Genomic DNA, 21,984 nt, shown 5'->3' on the forward strand with positions numbered 1-21,984 from the left:
GCACCCCGGCCGGAACCGGGATGCGCTGCGTCAAACGATCGTCAGACCGGCGTCAGACCTGTCCCATCGCCGGATCGCTGACCAGGTCCTTGCCGGTTTCCATCCGTCCCGCAAAGCGGCGGCGGAATGCCGGGCTGGCGTCGCAGGTCACGACGAAGTCGTACCAGCATCCCGACTCTCCGATGGCCCATTCGAACTCGACCACCTTGCCGGGGGCAACCATCTTCGTCCATGGACCGTCGTTGCGATATGCCAGCGCCTCCGCCGTGAAGCGGATCGGCCGGCGACCGTTGTTATGCAGCTTGACCTGCACGGTGGGCCGCTCGCACGGGTTGTAGCAGACCTGGATTTCGGGCATCGCATCGCCCTGCTCCGCCGCGTCGCCGACAAAGCTGCGGTGATAGCCGTTCGGACCGAGCACCCACAGGTCGTACTTGCCGCCGTCGCCGCTCAGATCCCAGACGTCGTCCAGCATCTTGCCGGCTTCGACCACGATGCGCCGCGGAATGCGGTCCAGATGCAGGCGATCGTAGACGTGGAACACCGCGCCCACGCTGCGGGCGCTGGCGTTGGCGAACAGCAGCTGCAGCCTGTTGTTGCGGGCGTCGACCCGGGCGCTGGTGTGCAGCTCGTACGGCAGCGCACGGGACGGACGCACGCCGGCGTCCTGCACCGGCAATGCGGGCGTGACCGGCACCGGAATCTTCGGCATCGCCTGCTGCGCGGCCGTCAGGCTGGTGGCCTCGGCGCGCGTGGTGCGGCCCGCCAGCTCCGGCAGCGGGTTGGCGTTCGGCGTCGCGAAGTTGAACGCGCTGGTCAGGTCGCCGCACACCGCACGGCGATACGGGCTGATCTGCGGCTCCATCACGCCGAAGCGCGCCTCGAGGAAGCGGATCACCGAGGTATGGTCGAACACCTCCGAATTGACCCAGCCGCCGCGGCTCCATGGCGAGACGATCCACATCGGCACCCGCGGCCCCGGGCCGTAGGGCCGGCCATCGCGGGCCGGCTGCTTCGGCGTGGCCGGCTGATAGTCGTGGTATTCGAAGGCCATCTGCGCATCGGTCAGCGTCGATTTGCCGGCCACCGTGCCATTGGGATTGCGCGACGGCGCGGTCGGCGGCGGCAGATGGTCGAAGAAACCGTCGTTCTCGTCGTAATTGATGATCAGCGCCGTCTTGCTCCAGACCTCCGGGTCCGAGGTCAGCGCGTCGAGAATCGCCTGCACGTACCAGCCGCCCTTGGCCGGGCTCGACGGCCCCGGGTGTTCGCTGAACTCGGCCGGCGGGATGATCCAGGAGACTTCCGGCAGGCGGCCGTTCTGCACGTCGTCGCGCAGCGACTGCAAGAAGCCGCCATCGGCCATGGTGTTGCAGAAGCCCTTGGCGAACGGGCTGTAGCGATCGTCGATGGCCGGATCGTACGGCGGATTGAAGCCCGGGGCGTTGGTGTTCGACACCTGCCGTCCGGCCGGCATCTTCTCCATCTCGGCGCGCCAATGACGAAAACTCATCATCTGGTTGCAGCCGAAGTTGTCCGGGATGTTCTGGTAGACCTTCCAGCTGACGCCGGCAGCCTGCAGGCGGTCCGCATAGGTCTCCCAGGTCCAGCCTTCGGTCGACGGCCCCACGTCGGCGCCGCCGTTGAACTCGTTGACCGTCACCGCGACGTTGTCGCCGGTCGGGCCATTGGTGCCGGTCCAGTAGAACAGACGGTTGGCGATGGTGCCGGTATGAATACCGCAATGGTAGGCGTCGCACAGCGTGAAGGCGTCGGCCAGCGCGCGCTGGAACGTCACCTCCTCGTCGTCGTAATAGCCCATCGACAACGGCTGCTTGGCCACCGGCCAGCGATCCATGCGGCCGTGGTCCCACGCCGCCTGCGAGTCGCCCCAGTTGTGCGGCGTGCCGCCGGCGCGCTGCGCATTGCCGGCCGTCTCGTCGAGGTGGTACGGCGTGATGATGTTGCCGTTCGCATCGGTCTGGTACAGCGCGGTGCGGCCGTTGCGCAGCGGGATCGGGAAGCGGTCGCCGTAGCCGCGCACGCCCTTGAACGTGCCGAAATAGCTGTCGAACGAACGGTTTTCGAGCATCACCATCACGACGTGCTTGACGTCCTTGATGGTGCCGGTCGCGTTGTGGGCCTCGATCGCGAGCGCGCGCCGGATGCTGGGCGGGAAGCTCGCCAGCACGGCGGCCGCGGCGCCGGTGCCCAGCGAAGCCTTCAGGAATTGTCGCTTCGACGGATTGAATGTCATGGCGGATTCTTTTTCGTTGGGGACAGAGGAGAGTCAGGGCGCGCAGCGGCTCGAGCAGTTGCCGGGCTTGCCGGGCAACTTGCCGCTCGGATTGGTGGTGTCGGGAGCGGCCGAGGGCGACAGGGTCGCACCATCGTCGCCGCCGCCGCAGCCGGCCAGCATCAGCGCGGTGACAAGGGCACCGGCCGCGAGCCGTAGCGTCGGACGGCGCAGCGATGGCGGCGGGAATGTGGGGAGCATGGGTCGAGTCTCCAGGAGGTGGGGGACGGGGACAGCATCGTTTGCGTCGTGCCTTCTGCCTGGCGTCGACACGGCAAGCACCGAATCGATACACGACCGCCAGCGGGCAGGACCGCTCCATTGTTGATAGGTCAAATGTCAGTTCCTTGACACAACCTCGCGACTACGAATCTTCGTGACCTGCATGCTCCATGGGTGGCGCCAATAAAAAAGCGCACGGAGAAAATCCGTGCGCTCCCTTGTCCGTCGGTATCGCAAGGCCGGCCGCGAAGCCGGACCTTGCGCACGTCAGAACAACACCTTCAGCGACGCCTTGACGGTCTGCGCCCTCGAATTGCCCGCAAACTGGCCGCTATAGCTCAGCCCCATCGTCGTGGCCTTGCCGACCTTGATGTCGAGCCCGGCATTGACGACCGCCGCATCGTCGGCGATCGGCACGCCGGCCACGCCGAACTGGTCTCCGCCGCGCAACGCCAGCGTCGACATCGGCGTGCGATCCCCGAAGGCATGGCGCCAGCCGAGCGAGCCCCGCAGCGTGCCGGTCAGGCGGCCCAGCGAGATGTCCGCCGTGGTACGCAGGCCCAGCGTGCTGAAGGTAACGTCGCTGGTGTTGCCCGGGCTGGCCAGCGCCGCTGCCCCGCCCTGCTCATCGAATCCGCGAGTATCGAGATTGACGTGGGCGACATTGACGAACGGCTCGTACGAGTACCGGCCGGCATCGATGCGGTAACCCAGGTCGCCGAAGACCTGCGCCATGCCGGCGCGGTAGTCCGCCCTCGCATGATCGCGGAAGCCAGCGAAGTTGACCGAGCGCGATGTGCCGATGTCCTGCCAGGTATAGGCCGCGCCGGTGCGCAGCCCCAGCGCGCCCCATTGCCCGCCGCCATAGATGCCGGCGTGGTAGTTGTCGATCGAGCCGGACGAATGGCGCGAATCGACGTCGACGTTGGTGTGGCTGTAGCCTGCCAGCACACCGACGCGCCAGTTCTGCGATACCGCGGAATCCGCGCCGAGCAGAATGCCGCCGGTGGAGCTATGCATGGCGCCAGCATTGCCGTTGCCATCGTGGCTGCCCCAGGCGCCGAACACCCGCACCCAACCGCTCGGACGGCTCGACTCCGGTCCGCAGTGGGCTGTGCCGCGCGCATCGCGCTTGTCCTGCTCCGAGCCAACCGCGCAGAACGCATCGCGCAGGCGATCGGTGGCCGCGTCGCGAACGAAGCGGCTCTCCTCGATCGAAGCGGTCCGGATCGAGGCGCGGATCTCGCCGGACAGCTGGTCGAGCGCGTTGCGCGCCGCTGCGTCGTCGGTCAGATTCAGCACCGCGATCTTCAGCGGATCGTTGCCGGCCAGGCTGTCGACACCGCGGCCTGCCGCAATCTGGTTGGGCGTCTGGCCGGCGTTGTCGATCGCGCGGGCTTGCTGCACGACCAGATACGCGTTGTTGGCATCGTAGTCGCCGCGCAGGCCCATGAAGGCGGTCACGGCGGTATCGCCGGCCAGCGTGAAGGCACCATTCAGGCCGCCTGCCGCGGTCAGCACGGTGTAGCGCGTGCCGGCCACGTAGGCGGCATTGCTGGTCTTGGTCACGTTCAGGCGCGCGCCCTCGGCCAGCGTGGCGCTGCCCGACACCGCGATGCGATCCGACGCGCTGGAGGTCGGGTCCACATGCGCCTGGTAGACGCCGTCCGCCTGCTGCACGTAGTTGCCGTTGACGTTCAGCGTGCCGCTGCCGCTGCCGTTGCCCGCCGGCGCGATCGTCGCGCCGCCGGCGACCGTGGTCGCTCCCACCGTGCCGGTGCCGGCCAGCGTCGCGCCTTGCTGCACCGAGACCGGCGAGCTGGCGATCGCGCCGTTGACCGTCAGCGTGCCGCCAGCCACCGTGGTGGCGCCGCTGTAGTCGCTGGTGCCGCCCAGCACCAGCGTGCCGGCATCGGTCTTGGTCAGTCCGCTGGTGCCGCTCAGTGCCGCATTGATCGTCGCGACATAGTTCGCCCCACCGGCGGTGCCGTCGCCGACGCGGATCGTGGCGTCGGAACCGGTCAGCACGAGGCGATCGCCCTCGACGGTATAGCCGTTGGTGGCGAACTGCATGCCGGACGCCTCGACCTGCCCCTGGCTGTTGTCGACGGTGACCTTGCCGGCGGTACCGGCGAAGACCGCGAAGCCGCCATTGCCGAATGCGGCATTGGTGCCGCCATCAGCCTCGGTCCAGTTGTCGTCGCCCGCGGCACGCCAGACGCCGTCGCCGCCGGTGATGCGGCCATCGCCGCGGCCACCGGCATCGCCGTCCCAGAAGTTCAGCGCGTTGTTCGAGGCGTTGACCAGGTTGACCTGCTTGTCGATCGCCGTCTGCACGGTCGCGCGCGAGCCGGTCGGCAACGAGCCAAGACCCAGCGTGCCGCCGAGCAGGTTGCCGCCATAGCTGATCACACGGTACACGCCCGGACCGAAAGCGCCGCCCGCGGCGGTCTTGACGTTCAGCGTGCCGCCCAGGCTCAGGTCGCCCACCACCTCGACCAGGTCGTTCAGCGGACCGCCAACGGTGTTGGCGCGGCCGAAGTCGTAGTCGAGCATCGCGCCAGCTTGCAGCGCGAGGTCGCCGTTGATCGTCAGCGTGTCGGGGTTGCCAGCCGCCGCGCCCGGCGACAGGGTCGCGCCGCCGGCCACGGTGACATCGCCGCCGATGATGCCGGTGCCGCCCAGCATGCCGGCGTTGACGGCGGTCGCGCCAGTAGCGGCGGACTGATCGCCCTGGATCAGCAGCGTGCCGTTGTTGACCGTGGTCGTGCCGCCGTAATTGTTGGCCGCGGTCAGGATGGTCGTGCCGGCGCCGTCCTGGCGGATGCCGCCGGTGCCGGAGACGGTGCCGCCGAAGGTCACTGTATCGGCGCGGTTGAACGCCAGTGTGCCGTGGTTGGTGACGTTGCCGGCGATCGTGCCGCTGGTGCCGCCATTGCCGAGCTGCAGCGTGCCCGCCTCGATCGTCGTGCCGCCGCTGTAGCTGTGGTCGGCGGTCAGGATCGTGGTGCCGCTGCCCGCTTGCCTGAGCGCGCCGGTCCCCGAGATCGTGCCGTCGAACGTGTAGGCATCGCTGCGATCGAAGGCCAGCGTGCCGTTGTTGGTCACGTTGCCCGCCAGGCTGCCGGTGGTGCCGCCCGCGCCGATCTGCAGCGTGCCGGCGGCGATGGTGGTGCCGCCGTTGTGCGTGGCATCGCCGGAGAGCGCCAGCGTGCCCGCGCCGTCCTTGGTCAGCGCACCCGGCCCGGCCACCGTACCGCCGAAGGTTGCCGTGGTGCCCGCATCGGTGAGGATCGTGCCATTGCCGGCCAGCGTCACCGTGCGCGTGCTCGACAGATCCGCCGTGGTTTGCAGCGTGCCACCGTTGAGCGTCAGGCCGCCGGATGCGTCGCCCAGATTGGCATCGGCCGCGATGCTGACCGTGCCGCCGTCGATGCGGGTGCCGCCGGCGTAGGTGTTGGCGCCTTCGAGCACGAGCTTGCCCAGATCGGTCTTGACCAGCTCGCTGCCGCCGCTCAGGTTCGATGCGATGGTCGCTGTATAGCCCGCGCCATCGGCGGTACCGTCGCCCACGCGAATCGTCGCCTGCGTGCCGGACAGCCCGATCGCGTCGCCTTCGATCCGATAACCGTCGGCGGCGAACTGCATGCCAGCCACGTTCACGTTGCCCTGGCTGTCGTCGACCGTGACGGTGCCCGCATTGCCGGCGAAGACGGCGAAGCTCTGGTCCTGGAACGGCGCATTGGCGCTGCCGCTGTCCGTGGTCCAGTTGTCCTGGCTCAGGCCGGCCTGCCAGGTGCCGTTGCCACCGGCGATCTGGCCGTCGTTCCTGCCGCCCGCATCGCCGTCCCAATAGTTCAGCGTCAGACCCGCGGTGTTGACCAGGTTGACCTGCTTGTCGATCGAGGTCTGCAGGAAGTAGTCGGGCGAGCTGACCGCGACCGGGTTGTCGGTCAACGTGCCGCCATAGCTGATCACGCGATACAGACCTGGGCCGAAGTTGCCGCCGGCGCTTTCGGAGACGTTCAGCGTGCCGCCCAGCGTCAGGTCGCCGCCGACCTCGATCAGATCGTTGTAGGCGCCGCCCACCACGCCGGCCTGGCCGAAGTCGTATTTCATGTTGGCCGCCGACGCCAGCGTCAGGTCGCCGCGGATGGCCAGCGTGCCCGGCACGTTCGTGGTGCCGCCCGGGGCCACGCTGGCGCCATCGACCACGGTCACGTCGCCGCCGATGATGCCGGTGCCGCCCAGCGTGCCCGCGTTGACGGTGGTCGCGCCGGTGGCGCCCGACTGATCGCCCTGGATCAGCAGCGTGCCGTTGTTGACCGTGGTCGTGCCGCCGTAGCCGTTGGCCGCGGTCAGGATGGTCGTGCCCGTGCCGTCCTGGCTCAGGCCGCCGGTGCCGGTGATGGTGCCGCCAAACGTCACCGTATCGGCGCGGTTGAACGCCAGCCTGCCGTTCGTCGTCACGTCGCCCGCGATCATGCCGCTGGCGCCGCCATTGCCCAGCTGCAGCGTGCCGGCCTCGATCGTGGTGCCGCCGCTGTAGCTGTGGTCGGCGGTGAGGATCGTGATGCCGCTGCCCGCTTGCCTGAGCGCACCGGTGCCGGAGACCGTGCCGTCGAACGTTACGGTGTCGGTCCGGTTGAACGCCAGCGTGCCGTTGTTGGTCACATTGCCGGCGAGGCTCCCTGTGGTGCCGCCCGCGCCGACCTGCAGCGTGCCGGCGGTGACGGTGGTGCCGCCGGTGTGGGTGGCATCGCCGGCCAGCGCCAGCGTGCCGGCGCCGTCCTTGGTCAGCGCGCCCAACCCCGCGACCCCGCCGCTCAGCGTCGCCGTGGTACCGGCATCGGTCAGCATCGTGCCGTTGCCGGCCAGCGTCACCGCGCGCGCGCTGGACAGATCCCCCGTGGTCTGCAGCGTGCCGTTGTTCAGCGTCAGGCCGCCGGACGCATCGCCCAGATTGGCGTCCGCCGCAATGCTGATCGTGCCGCCGTCGATGCGGGTGCCGCCGGTGTAGGTGTTGGTGCCTTCGAGCACCAGCTTGCCCAGATCGGTCTTGACCAGTTCGCTCGTGCCGCTCAGGTTCGACGCCACCGTGGCCGTGTAGCCGGCGCCGACGCTGCTGCCATCGCCCACACGCATGGTCGCCTGCGTGCCGGCGAGCGCAATCTCGTCCCCCTGGATGCGGTAGCCGTCGGAGGCGAACTGCATGCCGGAGGCTTGCACGGCGCCGTTGCCGTTGTCGACCGTCACCGTGCCGGCGGTGCCGGCGAAGACGGCGAAGCTGCCGTTGGCGTAGACGCCGTTGATCGTGCCCGCTTCCCGGTCCAGTTGGTGTCGCCGGTAGCACGCCATGTTCCGTTGCCGCCGTTGACCGCCGCATTGTTCTTGGGACCGGCATCGCCGTCCCAGAAGTTCAGCGACAGCCCGTTGGCGTTGACGAGGTTCACCTGGTTGGCAATAGACGTCTGCAGCGAGAGCCCGCTCGACGGCGACAGCGTCGCGCCCTGGTCGTTGAGCGCGCCCGCATAGCTGATCACGCGATAGATGCCGGGGCCGAAGTTGCCACCCGAACTTTGCGAGACGTTGATGGTGCCGTCCAGCGTCAGATTGCCCCCCACGTTGACCAGATCGTTCCACTGGCCACCGACCACGTTGGCCTCGCCGAAATTGACGTCGAGGTTGGCATTCGGGCCCAATTGCAGGCCGCCGTTGATGGAGAGCGTGCCCGGTGCCCCCGCTGCATTGCCGGGGCTCAGGGTGCCGCCATCGGCAACGGTCACGCCGCCGCCGATGGTGCCGATGCCGCCGAGCGTCGCACCGCTGGCAACCGAGGTCATGCCGGTGGCGCCGGACTGGTTGCCGTTGACCAGCAAGGTGCCCGACTGCACGTTGGTGGGGCCGGTATAGGTATTGGTGCCGGTCAGCGTCGTCGTGCCCGTTCCCACCTGGTTGACGGCACCGCTACCCGAGATCGTCCCGGCAAAGGTGTACGCGTCCGACCGGTTGAAGGCTAGCGCGCCGTTGTTGGCGACGTTGCCGGTCAGCGTGCCCGTGGTCGTACCGTTGCCGATCTGCAGCGTGCCGGCATCGATGGTCGTGCCGCCGGAATAGCCGTGATTACCGGTCAGCGTCAACACACCGCTGTTCTGCTTGTTCAGCGTTTCGAATGCGCTGATACGGGCGCCGTCGAGCGTGAGCGCCGCCGCATTGTTGACGGCCAGCGTATCGGTGCCGGCGCCGCCCGTCACACCCGTGCTCGCCAGCGTCGCGCCGTCGTTGAGCCGGAGCGTGTCGTTGCCTGCGCCGAGGCTCAATGCGGTCGCGCCGGAATCGAGCGTACCGGCGACATTGATGGTATCCGCACCGTCGCCGAGATCGCCCGTGGCGCGCAGCAGACCGGCCGTGCCCACCGTGATCGTGTTGGCTCCGGCATCGCCTGTCAGCGCCGCGGCCGCGCCGGCAGCGCCGGTCATGGTGCCGTTCACCGTCAATGCCGACGTGCCGGTCATGCCGATGGTGGCGCTCGCCAGGCTGCCGTCGACCTGAAGCGTGCCGGCGCCGACACGCGTGGCGCCGATGCTGTTGCCGGTGGAAGCCAGCACCGTGGTGCCGGTGCCGATCTGCGACAGTGCCCCGGCACCGCTGAGCGTGCCGTTGATATTGAAGGTGTCGCTGCGATTGACCGCGAGCGTCGACGTGCTGGCGTGGACGATCACGTTGCCGGTGCCCACATTGCCCGACGTGCCGCCGTTGCCGACCACCAGCGTGCCATCGTTGACGACAGTATTGCCGGAATAGGTGTTGTTGCCGGTCAGCACCCAGGTACCGGTGCCGTTCTTGGCCAGCACGGTCTTGCCGGTGCCGTTGTCGCCCATGGTGCCGCCCATGGTGTTGTTGCCGGTATTGGTGCCACCGAGCGCGATGGTGCGGCCAGTGTCGGTCCCAGTCAGCGTCACCGGCCCCGTGTTGCTGAAGACGAGCGCGCCGGTGCCCGACGATTCGATGAAGGTCGTGCCGACGTCCAGCGTGAACTGGCGGTCAGTGGTATCGCCCGCGCCGGTGTAGCGCAGGGTCGAGCCATTGCCGATCACCAGGTTCGACGCGGCGCTGGAAGAGTCGCCGATGCTGCTTGCCTGATTGCCGTCGGCGAGCTTGGTCACAGCCAGGACGCCGCCGCTGATCGTGGTCGGTCCGCTGTAGTCGCTGTTGATGTTTTCGAGAACCCAGGTACCGGTGCCGGTCTTTGTCAGTGCCGTGGCACCGCCCGCATCGTCGGTGATCTGCGCCGCCAGGCCGTTGTTGGCGGTGCTGGTGCCACTGAGCGTCAACGTACGGCTGCCCGCGCCATCAAGGGCGGTCGCGGCCGTATTGGTGAAGCGCACTGCGCCGCTGCCCGACGCATCGAGGGTCCCTCCCCCCGCGCCGAGAGTGAACTGTCGATTGGTGCTGTCACCGGTGCCGGCATAAGACAGCGTGCCGCCGTTCAGCACCAGGTTGCCGGCATCCGCCAGCGACGCACCGATCGAGCTGTTGATGCCGCCGTCCTTCAGCGAATGGACCACCAGCGTACCGCCGCTGATGACAGTCGCGCCGGTATAGCTGCTGGCCGAACCCGACAGCGCTTGCGTACTACCGGCGCCGGTCTTGACCAAGCCACCACTGCCGCTGATCGCACCGCTGAAAGTCCTGGACTGGCCATGGCTGATCCCGAGCGTGCCGGAGCCGAGCGTCACATTGCCGGCACCACCAAGGCTCAGCACGGTGTTGCTGAAGTTCGCAAGATCGGCCGTGCCCGCGTTGACGATCAGCGCCCCCGTGCCGAAGGCGCTGGTCGAGCCGGCGCGCAGGATGCCCTGCTGGATCGTCGTGCCACCGCTATAGGTGTTGTTCCCGCTCAGCTCCAGGGTGCCGGCTCCCAGCTTGACGAGCTGACCGCCGCCAATCGCCTGCCCCCGGAAGGTCAGCGTGGTTCCGGAGTTCGCGACGCCGATCCATCCGCCGGTCGTGAAGCCACGATCCGTGATGACGCTGTTGCCGGTGTAGTTCAGCGTGCCACCGGCCAGCACGAGATTGCTGGAGGCGGAGTCGGATGTACCGATATCGCTGACTTCACCACCGTTGGCCAGGCACGACACATTGAGCGTGCCCCAAATGGTGGTGGGGCCGGCATAGGTGTTCTTGCAACCGCTGAAGGTCTGCGCGCCGGAACCAAGCGTCACTCCACCCGCACCGCCGATGATGCCGCTGAACGTGTTGCCGGTGCCGTCCATGATGTAGCGCGTCGTGGACAGGACACCGAGGTTCAAGGTGCCGTCGCCCCCGAGCCCGCCGGTTCTGACGTTCGCGATATCGGCGATGTCGAGCGTGGCCCCACTATTGACCGTCACGGGCCCGGTGCCAAAGGGCTTTGCGGACCCGGCCCGCAGCGTGCCGGCACTGACCGTGGTACCGCCCGTATAGTCGTTCGTCCCCGACAGAATCAGCGTGCCGCCTCCGGTCTTCGTGAAGCCGCCGCTACCTGTCGCGGTACCGCTGACGGTCAACGTCGCCCCGCCGTCCATCACGCCGATGCCGCCGCCATTGGTCAGCGTGAAGCCGCGATTCGATGAGTTCGTCCCGCCTGCGTAGGCCAGTCTGCCGCCGTCTTGCAGCACCAGGTTCGACGAGGCGTTGGAGGAGGCCCCGATGCTGCTGTTGGTGCCACCATTGGCCAGCGTGCCGACCTCGAGGGTGCCGCCATTGATCGTAGTCGGTCCCGTGTAGTCGCTGCCGCCGTTCGACAGTACCAGCGTACCGGGGCCGGTCTTGGTCAATCCCGCGCCATCGGCGCTTGTCACCACGCCACCGAACTCGAGCCGGGCCGCTGGATCGCTGACGGCGATGGTCGCGTTGGTAACGGTTCCCGATCGTGCGATGGTGAAGCTGCGGTCGCTGACATCACCATCGCCCGTGTATTCCAGCGTCGCGCCCTGGATGATCAGGTTCGAAGCATCCGGGCCGGAGGCGCCGATGGAACTGGCGCCCCCGCCGTTGGCGATCGTATCGACAGACAGCGTACCGCCGGCGATGGTGGTCCCGCCCGTGTAGCTGTTCGCAGCGTTGTCCAGCGTGACCCGACCCGTTCCACCCTTTGTGAATCCGACCGAGGCTCCCTGGTTATCGGTGATCTGCGAGGCGATGGTGAAATTGCCGTCGCTGTTCTGCTGCACGCCGAGGATGCCGCCGCCCGTGGTTCCGGTGATCGTGCCGCCGGTAATGGTCTGATCGTTGGCGCCCACCGAGGGGGCCACGATGATCGTGCCGTCGACTCCAAGCGTCTGGCCGTCGGCGACCGTCACCGTGGTCGAGACCGGCGCGGTGTAGCGCAGGCCAGCCAGCTGCACCGTGCTTCCGACCGTGCCGAAGAATCCGTCGACGTCGGTGATGTACTGCCCGGCGCCCCAGGTGGCGGCGTTGTCCATGTCCGTATAGTCGGACTCGGTGAAGGCGACGATGTTGCCGGCATCGACCTTGGCATAGTCGGAGCCGTTGACCGTCGCCCAGCCGCCGACGGATGCGCTGTCGGTCTTGATGTTGCCGCTGGTGGGAACCTGGAAGTCCACCAGGCCGCCATTGTGGGTGATAGTGCCGAGGTCCAGCGTGATGCTGCCGCCGGTGCCAGCCACTGCGCCCACCGTGTTGCTGCCACCGTTCACGGTCAGCCCGGCCAGTTCCTGCGTATTGCTTTCGCCGTCGTCGCCAGTGACCAGCAGCGAGCCGCCGGACATGGTCACCGTCGAGGTGCTTGCCAGGATGTTGTTGGCCGGGGCGCTGTCAGGGGTGAAATCGAGCGCCAGCGTGCCACCGTTGATCTGGGTGGTGCCGGTGTAGGCGTTGGCGCCGCTGAGCGTCAGCGTGCCGCCGCCATCCTTGATCAGGTTGCCGGCGCCCTGGATCGAGCCGGCATAGCTGCTGCTCGCCCCCGTAACGACGTTGAGCGAGAGGTCGCCGCCACCGAGCGCCACGGTGCCGCCGTTGCCGTTGAGCGAGCTGGCGCTGAGGTCGTGACCACCGAGATCCAGCGTGCCGCCATCGACGCGGACATCCGTGGTGGTGCCGAAGGCGGTGGCGCTGCCCGCGCGCAGTGTGCCGTTGGTGACGGTCAGCTTGCCCGTGCGGGTATTGTTGCCGCTCAGCACCCAGGTCCCGGCGCCGTCGCTGACGAGATCGCCATTGCCTGCGATCGTCCCGCTGATGGTGTTGTCGGCGCCGGTAAAGCTTCCTCCCAACGTCAGCGTATCGGTCGCGGCCGCCGCATCGAAATTGACCGGGCCCGTCAGTGACAGTGCGCCCGTACCATCATTGCTGAGCGTGGCGGTCGTGGTGGCCGCAGTGACCGTCCAGGTACGATCGGTGGTGGCCCCGGCGCCCGTATAGCTGAGAACGCCGTTGTCGGTCAGCAGGACCGTGCTGCCTGCACCAAGCGAGCTGTTGGCACCGGCGTTGGCAAGCGTCGCGGCCTTTACCGTGACGTTGCCGATCGACGCTGGCCCCGCAAAGGTGTTGGCACCGCCGAGCGTGATGGTGCGATTGCTGCCGCCGCCCTCGAAGCGGAACAGGCGGGTTGCGCTGGCACTGCTGATCGTCCCCGTCAGACCAAGGTCGGACGTCGATGCCCGGAAGGTCATCGCAATGGGGTTGCCGCTGGCGACAGAGATATTGCCGCTGATGTTGAGCGCACCGGTTCCGCTGTTGGCGAATACTGTCCCCGAGGGGGACGACCCTGTCGTAAAGTGGTCGATCACCCAATCGCGATTGGAGCTGTCGCCGGTGCCGACGTAACTGACGCTGTCGGCGTACTGAAGCGCCGACGTGAAGCGGATCGTGCCATTGGGTCCGGTGCCCGCCCCCAGCGAACTCGCCTGGCCGTAGTCGCGCACGGACGTGAATGCCGCGGCGCCGTTCGACCAGAACCAGGCTTGACCCGTAAAGTCGTTGGTGTCGTCTTTCATCGTGACACCGGCGCCGATCTGGACACCGCCGGTGCCGGTGTAGTGCGCGTCGCCGACTCCCCCGCCTTGCAGCGAAGGCGCCGCCCCGACCAGGTTGATTGTCCGGCCCTGCAGCGATCCGCTGGCGGAGAGGGTGCCCGCATTCATGGTCACCACGTTGCCCGCGTCGCCCAGCGCGGCATTGCTATTGACATTCAAGGTGCCGGCATTGACGTTGACGCCTCCCGAGAATGTATTGGCACCGGTGAGAAACAGCGTGCCAGCGCCCGCCTTCGTGAGGCCCGCCGTACCGGCAATGGACGCGCCGATGGTGGCCCCGCCCGTGTCCGTCGTGACCGTCGGCGCAACGCCCGTCAACGTCAGCGGATTGCTGCCGGTCAACGTATAGCCATTGCCGCTGAACCGCAGGTTGTGCACGCTGATCGGGGCACCGAGGGTGACAGCGCCGCCAGCACCAGTAAAGATGGCGTCATCGCTGCGGCTGTTGTCCCACGCAGAGAAAGGACCGCTGACGCCGTCGTCATTCGCACTCCAGCGCGATGTGCTGGTGTCCCAGGTGCCGGCGCCTCCCGAACCGACGGCGGTCCCGTTCGGATCCCAGTACCGCTGCTCGGCGAAGGCCGGGGTGCCGAGCGCGCCGAGGGCCGACAGAAAGACCGCGAACATCACGCCGGGGCTGGGCGCCTGGAACAAGTCCAGGGAAAGCGGTGGACAGCTGACCAGTTGTCCTTTCCACCGGGTCAAGCGACCGCCGCGCAGGAAGCGCGTCAAGGCCGACCGTTGGGCCGCCGCGTCGGCCGCGGGCGAGTTAATCGTGGTGGGTTGCGCATTGTCTGCCCCATCGTTGTGCATCAAATTCTCCTCTTGTGGCGTCGGGCACCTTTTGGCTCGTCAAAGTGTCCGGCCGAACATGTCGTTATGTAAGCAATTTGATACAAGTATGTCAGAGGCTTTCGCCGTCGAATGCGTCACCTTTCGTCGGACAACGGATCACTTTGTAAATAACTGTTACAGGATCCGCGCAAGGGGGGGACTTCGGCGACCAGTACGACAAAAGTAAAATGAGAAGTAAAAATTACTTTGTTGCGCATGTCCGTTTTTGAGGGAAATCCCTGATTCGAAACTCGACGGCATTTCGTGTTGTCGAACCAATCGGTCGAACTCAGTGATCGCCGTCGCCATGCAGCGCCTTCTCGTCATCGCCGGTGTGATCCTCGTCGTCGCGGGCCTGCTGTGGCCCTGGCTGTCGCGTCTTCCGTTCGGCCGCCTGCCCGGCGATATCCATATCGTTCGGGAAGGGTTCAGCTTCCATTTCCCCATCACCACCTGCATCGTGATTTCGCTGATCGTGTCGCTGGCGATCTGGCTGTTCCGGCGCTAAGGCGCCTGTGGAAGGGTTCCCTGAAAAAAGGCGACCGTCTCCAACGCGCAAACGCCTCGCCACCGTCATCGCACTGTCATTCCCTCCCTCCAGAATGCGCCACGTCATTCCAGCAAGGGAGCCGACATGACCCACGCAATTGAAGTCCGCGGCCTGAGCAAATCGTTCCGTGCCGATCGCAAGGCGCTGGACGACGTCACGCTGCAAGTGGCGCCCGGCGAAATGGTGGCCCTGCTAGGGGCATCGGGTTCGGGCAAGTCCACGCTGCTGCGCCATGTGGCCGGCTTCGTCGCCGCCGACAGTGGCGAGATTCTGGTCCATGGCCGCGCCGTGCAGCGCAATGGCCGGCTGGCGGCCGACGTGCGCAAGGCCCGCGCCGAAATCGGTTTCGTCTTCCAGCAATTCAATCTGGTCGGACGGCTGCCGGTGATCACCAACGTGATGATCGGCATGCTGAGCCGGATCCCGAAGTGGCGCGGCCTGCTTCGATTCTTCAAGGCCGATGAGCTGCGCGCCGGGCTCGATGCGCTTGCGCAAGTTGGTATAGACGACTATGCCTTTCAACGTGCTTCGACGCTGTCGGGCGGCCAGCAGCAACGCGCCGCGATCGCCCGGACGCTGGTGCAGAACGCCCGCGTGATCCTGGCCGACGAGCCGATCGCCTCGCTCGATCCCGAGTCGTCGCGCCGCGTGATGGCGCTGCTCACGCAGATCAACCGCACGCACAAGGTCGCCGTGGTGGTGTCGCTGCATCAGGTCGACATCGCGATGCGCTACTGCCCGCGCGTGGTGGCGTTGCGCCATGGCAAGGTGGTCTACGACGGCCCGTCGCATGCGTTGACGCAGAGCATGCTGCGCGATCTCTACGGCACGGAGGCCGACGAGCTGCTGCATGACCTGGTGCCAGACCGGATCGCGATGCCGATCGACGGCTCGCTGGTACCGGCCACCATCAGGATGGACCTCGCGGCCGCCTGATGCCCTGCGTGTTCCCGCTTCCGCACCACATTCAGGCTCACGCTCTGCCCCACATTCCGCACCGGAGACAATCCATGCTTCGCAGAACCTTCTTCGCCCTGATCGCTTCGGCGATCGCCGCCGCCCCCGCCCTGGCGCAGGACGCCAAACCGCTCAGCATCGGCTTTATCTCGACCGAATCCTCGTCCAATCTGAAGACCGCGTGGCAGCCGCTGATCGACGACCTGAGCAAGGCGCTGGGCGTGCCGATCAAGCCGTTCTTCGCTTCCGACTACGCCGGCATCATCGAGGGCATGCGCTTCAACAAGGTCCAGATCGCCTGGTTCGGCAACAAGTCTGCGATGGAGGCGGTCGATCGCGCCAACGGCGAGGTGTTTGCTTCGGTGATCGACAAGGATGGCAACCCCGGTTACTGGTCGCTGCTGATCGTCAGCAAGGACAGCGACCTGAAGTCGGTCGAGGACGTGATCAAGCGCGGCAAGGAGCTGTCCTACGGCGCCGGCGATCCGAATTCGACCTCGGGCACGCTGGTTCCCGGCTACTACCTGTGGGCCGCCAACAAGGTCGAACCGAAGACGCTGTTCAAGGCCGTGCGCATCGGCAACCACGAGGCGAACCTGCTGTCCGTGCTGAACAAGCAGGTCGACGTCGCGGTCAACAATACCGAGAACCTTGAGCGTTATCGCGTCAACACCGGCAAGAACCCCTACGACCAGGTGCGCGTGCTGTGGAAATCGCCGCTGATTCCAGCCGATCCGATGGTGTATCGCAAGGACCTGCCGGCCGACATGAAGAAGAAGATCCAGACCTTCTTCGTCAACTACGGCAAGGGCACCGACGCCGCGCGCGAAAAGCAGGTGCTGGCCACGCTCACCTATCAGGGCTTCCGCCCGTCCAGCGACGCGCAGCTGGTGCCGATCCGCCAGATCGAACTGGCCAAGGAGAAGGCCCGGATCGAAACGGACGGGACGCTGGCCGCTGCCGACAAGGAGAAGCGTCTGGCGGACGTGTCGCGTCGCCTGGCCGAGCTCGACAAGGCCGTCAGCACGCAATGATCGCGCCGTAATCGCGCCCTGTTCTGGCCCCACCGTCTGGCCCCGCCATGCGCGGCGGGCCAGCGCCCTACGTCTCTGTCCTCTTTCCCTCTACCGGATTGCCCTCATGACCGCCACCGCCAAGCCCGGCCTGCCTTCGCCGCAAGCGAACGGACGGCCACCGCGCGCTTCCCTGTCCGCGATGCTCGTCTGGGCCATCGTGCTCGCGATGCTAGCCTTGTCCTGGCAGGGCGCCGACATGCGCCCGCTGGATCTGCTGCGCGACTCCGGCAATATGGCGCAGTTCGCCGCCGACTTCTTCCCGCCGGACTTCCGCGACTGGCGCCATTATCTCGACGAGATGCTGGTCACCGTGCAGATCGCGGTCTGGGGTACCGCACTGGCAGTCGCCGTTGCCGTGCCGCTCGGCCTGTTGTGTTCCGCCAATATCGTGCCTGCCTGGATCTATCAGCCGGCACGACGGCTGATGGACGCCTCGCGCGCCATCAACGAGATGGTCTTCGCGATGCTGTTTATCGTCGCGGTGGGCCTGGGGCCGTTTGCCGGCGTGCTGGCGATCTGGATCCACACCACCGGCGTGCTGGCCAAGCTGTTCGCCGAGGCGGTGGAGGCAATCGATCCGCGGCCCGTCGAAGGCGTACGTGCGACCGGTGCGGGCCGGCTGGAGGAGATCATCTATGGCGTGATTCCGCAGGTGCTGCCGCTGTGGCTGTCGTTCGCGCTGTACCGCTTCGAGTCGAATGTCCGCTCGGCATCGGTGGTCGGCATCGTCGGCGCCGGGGGAATCGGCACCGTGCTGTGGGAGATCATCCGCAGCTTCCAGTATGCGCAGACCTGCGCCGTGATGATTCTGATCATCGTGTTCGTGACGGTGATCGATCTGCTGTCGGCGCAGATCCGCAAGGTGCTGGTCTGAGGCCAACGCGTTAGACTTCACTCCGTTGACCCGTCTCGCACACCGTCGCTACCCCACTACAAGCCTATGCAAGACACCGACCTGATCCTGCGCGAAGTCTCGGGCTCCGACACGGAGCTGCAGCAGCTCGCCGCCCTGCTCGCCACGATGGACGACGAGCCGCCGCTGCCGCTGGCGACCATGCGGGAGCGTTATGCTGAGATGCGCCGCTATCCCAACTATCGGTGCTACTTCATCGGCGAGGCCGGCGCCGGCGCGGCCTGGGTGCCGCTGGGCACCTTCGCGCTGCTGGTGTTTCCGGTGATGGTCCACGACGGCCGCCCCGAGGCCATCATCGAATCCGTGGTGGTGGCACCGGCCGCGCGCGGCAAGGGCATCGGCAAGGCGATGATGATCGAAGCGATGCGGCTGGCGCGCGAAGCGGGCGCGGCGAAGCTGGCGCTCTCGTCGAATGCCCGGCGCCTGCGCGCGCACGAGTTCTATCGCAGACTTGGCTTCACAGAGCACGGCCTGAGCTTCAGTACCGCGCTCTGATCGTCAGACCACTTCGTCGTCAGGTCGGTGCGCCGGCTGGTTTCGCGGCCTGCGCCATGCCGATGGCGTTTGCCAGCGCATCGGCCGCGGACTGCAGCGCCCCGCTGTTGTCGATTTCCACGACGGGGCAATGGGCCGGCACATCGAACGATGCGGCCGCGCGCGCCAGGCGCCGTGCGATCGCCTCTTCCGATTCGCGGCCACGCTGGCGCAGCCGCGCGGCCAGCGCTTCCGGCGACACGCGCACATGCAGCGCGCACAGCTTCGGATAGCGTGCCGCCGCTTGCGGCAAGTATTCGCGCGAGCCGTTGACAATGACCTTCACGCCCCGCTCTAGCCATTGCTCGATCTCGATGCCGATGCCGTAGTGCAGGCCGTGGCTTTGCCAGTGCATCGCCATGCAGCCCAGCGCGACGCGACGATGGAATTCCTCGCTCGTCAGCGCGACAGACGCTTCGTTCGCATCCGCCGGGCGGGTGATATAGCGGTGCGCCACGACAAGGCGATCCTCGGCGCTCAGGCGCTCACGCAGCGCCTGCAGCAGCGAATCCTTGCCGCTGCCCGAGGGGCCCATCAGATAGAACAGGCCGCTGCCGTCCACGCGTGGCGGCGCGCTCATGCCGACAGATACGCCGCGCCGGCGCCATCGGTGCAGCGGCCATCGAAGCCATAGTGGCGTGCGACGACAAAGGGGGGGCCGGGCTCCGGCTGTACGAACACGCTGACGCTGTCGACCCACAGCGGCGTGTCCAGCAGCACGCCGGCCGCCGACGACAGCTGGGTCAGCGCCGCTGCCTGCTGCTCCGGATCGAGCATGCCGGTCAGCGTGATATGAAAGGTGAAGGTCTCGAGCACATAGGGATAGCCCCAGTCGCGCAGCATTTGCTGCTCCAGCGTGGATAGCCGCTCGGGCTGGCGCCGCGCGATCTCGTCCGGCGTGGCTGGCGCGCGGAACCGATCGAGTTCCCGCACGCTTGCATCGGCAAGCTCGTGCATGCGGCGTACGGCGTCGGGCCGATCGGCCAGGCACCACGCCACGAAGCCGCGCAGCGCGCGCAGCGTCAGGGGAACCTCGAATGGATGCCGGTCGCGGGCGAAGTCCCGCATCGCACTGTCCAGCATCGCGGGCTCGATGCCTTTGGCCAGCCTGAACGGCGGCTTCAGCGTGGCGTGCAGACCGTAACGGGCCGGGGCCTCGACCCACTCGGCCGGACGCGCCGCCATCCCGGGCGGGAGCGACACCGGCACGCCGCTGTCGGCATCGCGGCCGAGCCAATGGGTGCCGAAGGTGCGGAACGGCTCATTGGGAGCCAGGTAGATGGCGTATCGATGCGCCGGCATGGTCGTGCTCGCTCGTAGGTCGGTATGTCCAATCGGCAGGCTAGCCCGGCAAGGTGACAGGCAGATGTCTAGACCAATCGACGAACCGGTCGACCAGCCGAACGCCAGCACCTGCTCCCGCTGTGGCTCAGTCGGCGTCCGACACCGTCAGCTGAACCCAGTCGCCGGCGAAGCGCGTGACACTGTACTGCACCGGCGCGCCGTCGATATCGACATTCAATGCCTCGACCTGCAGCACCGGCCTGGTCTTGGGCTGGTTCAGCAGCCGCGCCACCGGCGCGCTGGGCAGCGCCGCCGTGATGCGCGACCACTTGCGAGTGTAGTCGGCGATGCCGCATTGCGCGAGGGCGCGCGAGATCGAACGCTGCTCGCGCAATTGGGCATCGAGCTGCGGGAAACGCTGGTAGTCGAAATAGTGTTCGGCCACGTCGATGGGGCGGCCCTCTGCCTTGCCGACCATCTGAACATGCAGCACCGGTGCGGTGCGGGCGAGCCCGAGATGCCGCGCGACCTCGGGCAGGCGGCTAACCTGGCTGGTGACGACCTCGGTATGGCCGCGCATCCCTTGCGCGGCCAGGTTCTGCGAGAAGCGGGTGCGCCTGGCGATTGCGTAGTCGATCGCATGCTCCTGCACGAAGGTGCCGCGCCCCTGCTCGATCCGCACCAGGCCGCTCTGCTCGAGCTCGCTCATGGCGCGCCGCACGGTGTGGCGATTGACGGCGAAGCGCATCGCCAGTTCGGACTCTGGCGGCAGCTGCTCGCCCGGACCATACAGCTTCTTGCGGATGTCATCGGCCAGCGCCTCCCCGATCTGGCGCCATACCGCAACGCCCGAGCCCCGTTCGACTTCTCGATCCGACATCGTTGTGATTCCTCTCGTCATTGAAGCGCGGTCATTCCACACGTCATCGCGCACTGTTATCGCGCGCTGTTATCGCGCGCTGTCATCACGCGCTGTCATTCAGCGGCCATCGTAGCGTGCGATTGTGCCCGAGCGGCGTGCTCTCGTGCCAGGTGTCCGATCACGCTTCGGGTTCGTCATCAAACAGTCATCCTGCCGTGGTCTAGTAGCGCCGTGCTGTTGCAAATGACATCTACACGTATAGACGTATAGGGATGACGATGAAAGGCGAGACGGGCAATACCCGCGGCAATCCCGGCGGCAATGCCGCCGAAGCGGCTCGGGCCGCATGGCTGCGGATCCTGGCGCTGGCGGACACCGACGCGCTCGACGGTGCTTACCGTCGACTGGGTCAGCAGGCACCGCTGCCGGCCTACCGGCTGCTGCGCAAGCCCGAGTCCGGCATGGCGATGGTGCGCGGGCGTACCGGCGGCACCGGTGCGCAATTCAATCTCGGCGAGATCACCGTCACGCGTTGCGCGGTGGTGCTGGAACCGGATACGACACAGACCGAAGCGGCGGCGATCGCAGGCGTGGCTTATGTGATGGGCCGCTGCCGCCGCCATGTCGAACAGGCCGCCGTGCTGGACGCGCTGCTGCAGCGGCCGGAGTGGCACTCGCGCGTACAGCAGCTCGTGCTCGATCCGTTGGCGCGCGCCCTCGCCGAACGCGACGCGACCGAGGCGGCCACGGCCGCGCAGACCCGCGTCGAATTTTTCACGATGGCCCGCGGAGAAGACTGAGATGCCGGCCCTCCATGCCATACCGAGCCAATCCACCGCGGCACTGCTGCCCGGCTTCGACAACCCGGTCGACGACGCGCAGCAGGTCTTCCGCGCAACGCTGCAGGCTTTCTCCCATCCTGGCCGCGTCGAAACGCTGGCCGCCGATTGCGGCGTGCCCGACGGCCTGTCGCCGGCCATGACGGCGCTGCTGCTGACGCTGGCCGATCCCGATACGCCGGTCTGGCTGCCGGCCGACATGGCCGCATCGGGGGGCGCGTTCCTGCGCTTTCACTGCGGCTGCCCGCTGGTGGACGATGTCGCCGCGGCGCAATTCGTCTGCGTGCCGGCAGGCCATGTCTGGCCTGCGTTGAATCGCTGTGCGCAAGGCGATCCGGCGTTTCCGGACCGCTCGGCCACGCTGATCGCCGAGGTCGCTTCGCTGGACCACGGCGACACGCTGACGCTGCGCGGCCCCGGCATCGAGACCACGCGCAATCTGCGGGCCGGCGGCCTGCCGGACGACTTCCGCCGGCAATGGCAAGCCAACCATGCCGCCTTCCCGCTCGGCGTAGACCTGCTGCTCACCGCCGGCGAGCGCATTTGCGCGCTGCCGCGCACCACATTGGTGGAGGACTGAT

The 21,984-nt window shown here is 67.2% G+C and carries 14 protein-coding genes; 7 read left to right on the forward strand and 7 right to left on the reverse strand.

Annotation, left to right across the window (positions count from 1 at the left end; genetic code table 11):
- Window positions 1-52: 52 nt before the first annotated feature.
- The 4 genes from HTY53_RS10780 to HTY53_RS10795 form a co-directional block, all read right to left on the reverse strand.
- The gene (locus tag HTY53_RS10780) at window positions 53-2,257 is read right to left on the reverse strand and encodes a phosphocholine-specific phospholipase C (RefSeq protein WP_174106494.1); all 2,205 of its coding nucleotides are present in this window, start codon (window positions 2,255-2,257) and stop codon (window positions 53-55) included.
- Window positions 2,258-2,290: 33 nt separating this feature from the next.
- A complete protein-coding gene (locus HTY53_RS10785; protein WP_174106495.1) occupies window positions 2,291-2,497 on the reverse strand; it encodes a hypothetical protein in 207 nt (68 codons plus the stop codon).
- A gap of 288 nt (window positions 2,498-2,785) precedes the next feature.
- Entirely contained in the window at window positions 2,786-7,876 is a 5,091-nt protein-coding gene (locus HTY53_RS10790) for an autotransporter-associated beta strand repeat-containing protein (protein ID WP_174106496.1), read from the reverse strand.
- Window positions 7,771-14,367, reverse strand: coding sequence for an autotransporter-associated beta strand repeat-containing protein (locus HTY53_RS10795; RefSeq protein WP_174106497.1), 6,597 nt, complete (start codon window positions 14,365-14,367; stop codon window positions 7,771-7,773). The genes HTY53_RS10790 and HTY53_RS10795 overlap by 106 nt, the downstream gene beginning before the upstream one ends.
- A 313-nt stretch (window positions 14,368-14,680) precedes the next feature.
- Between HTY53_RS10795 and HTY53_RS10800 the strand changes: the two genes are divergently transcribed.
- The 5 genes from HTY53_RS10800 (at window position 14,681) to HTY53_RS10820 (ending at window position 18,379) form a co-directional block, all read left to right on the forward strand.
- Window positions 14,681-14,896: a DUF2905 domain-containing protein gene (locus HTY53_RS10800; protein WP_371558059.1), complete on the forward strand. Its 216-nt coding sequence runs from the start codon at window positions 14,681-14,683 to the stop codon at window positions 14,894-14,896.
- A 126-nt stretch (window positions 14,897-15,022) separates the two neighbouring features.
- Window positions 15,023-15,874, forward strand: a complete 852-nt coding sequence (phnC, locus tag HTY53_RS10805; RefSeq protein ID WP_174106498.1) for a phosphonate ABC transporter ATP-binding protein — start codon at window positions 15,023-15,025, stop codon at window positions 15,872-15,874.
- A gap of 74 nt (window positions 15,875-15,948) precedes the next feature.
- A complete protein-coding gene (gene phnD, locus HTY53_RS10810; protein ID WP_174106499.1) occupies window positions 15,949-16,929 on the forward strand; it encodes a phosphonate ABC transporter substrate-binding protein in 981 nt (326 codons plus the stop codon).
- Window positions 16,930-17,035: 106 nt separating this feature from the next.
- Complete coding sequence (gene phnE / locus HTY53_RS10815) at window positions 17,036-17,845, forward strand: phosphonate ABC transporter, permease protein PhnE (RefSeq protein WP_174106500.1); 810 nt, start codon at window positions 17,036-17,038, stop codon at window positions 17,843-17,845.
- 66 nt (window positions 17,846-17,911) lie between these two features.
- Window positions 17,912-18,379 carry a GNAT family N-acetyltransferase gene (locus HTY53_RS10820; protein ID WP_174106501.1) on the forward strand — a complete coding sequence of 156 codons (468 nt, stop codon included), beginning with the start codon at window positions 17,912-17,914 and terminating at the stop codon, window positions 18,377-18,379.
- Between the two features lie 19 nt (window positions 18,380-18,398).
- On the opposite strand, the gene phnN is transcribed toward HTY53_RS10820, so the two are convergent.
- The 3 genes from phnN to phnF form a co-directional block, all read right to left on the reverse strand.
- Window positions 18,399-18,998, reverse strand: a complete 600-nt coding sequence (phnN, locus tag HTY53_RS10825; protein WP_174106502.1) for a phosphonate metabolism protein/1,5-bisphosphokinase (PRPP-forming) PhnN — start codon at window positions 18,996-18,998, stop codon at window positions 18,399-18,401.
- Complete coding sequence (locus tag HTY53_RS10830; protein ID WP_174106503.1) at window positions 18,995-19,720, reverse strand: DUF1045 domain-containing protein; 726 nt, start codon at window positions 19,718-19,720, stop codon at window positions 18,995-18,997. The genes phnN and HTY53_RS10830 overlap by 4 nt, the downstream gene beginning before the upstream one ends.
- A 127-nt stretch (window positions 19,721-19,847) precedes the next feature.
- Window positions 19,848-20,582, reverse strand: coding sequence for a phosphonate metabolism transcriptional regulator PhnF (gene phnF / locus HTY53_RS10835; RefSeq protein ID WP_174106504.1), 735 nt, complete (start codon window positions 20,580-20,582; stop codon window positions 19,848-19,850).
- A gap of 254 nt (window positions 20,583-20,836) precedes the next feature.
- On the opposite strand from phnF, the gene phnG reads away from it, so the two are divergent.
- The gene (gene phnG / locus HTY53_RS10840; RefSeq protein WP_438820946.1) at window positions 20,837-21,364 is read left to right on the forward strand and encodes a phosphonate C-P lyase system protein PhnG; all 528 of its coding nucleotides are present in this window, start codon (window positions 20,837-20,839) and stop codon (window positions 21,362-21,364) included.
- Between the two features lies 1 nt (window position 21,365).
- Window positions 21,366-21,983 carry a phosphonate C-P lyase system protein PhnH gene (gene phnH, locus HTY53_RS10845; RefSeq protein ID WP_174106506.1) on the forward strand — a complete coding sequence of 206 codons (618 nt, stop codon included), beginning with the start codon at window positions 21,366-21,368 and terminating at the stop codon, window positions 21,981-21,983.
- The last annotated feature ends 1 nt before the right edge of the window (window position 21,984 follow it).

Origin of the sequence: Cupriavidus gilardii (genome assembly GCF_013314895.1) — a bacterium.
GTDB lineage: Bacteria > Pseudomonadota > Gammaproteobacteria > Burkholderiales > Burkholderiaceae > Cupriavidus > Cupriavidus gilardii_C.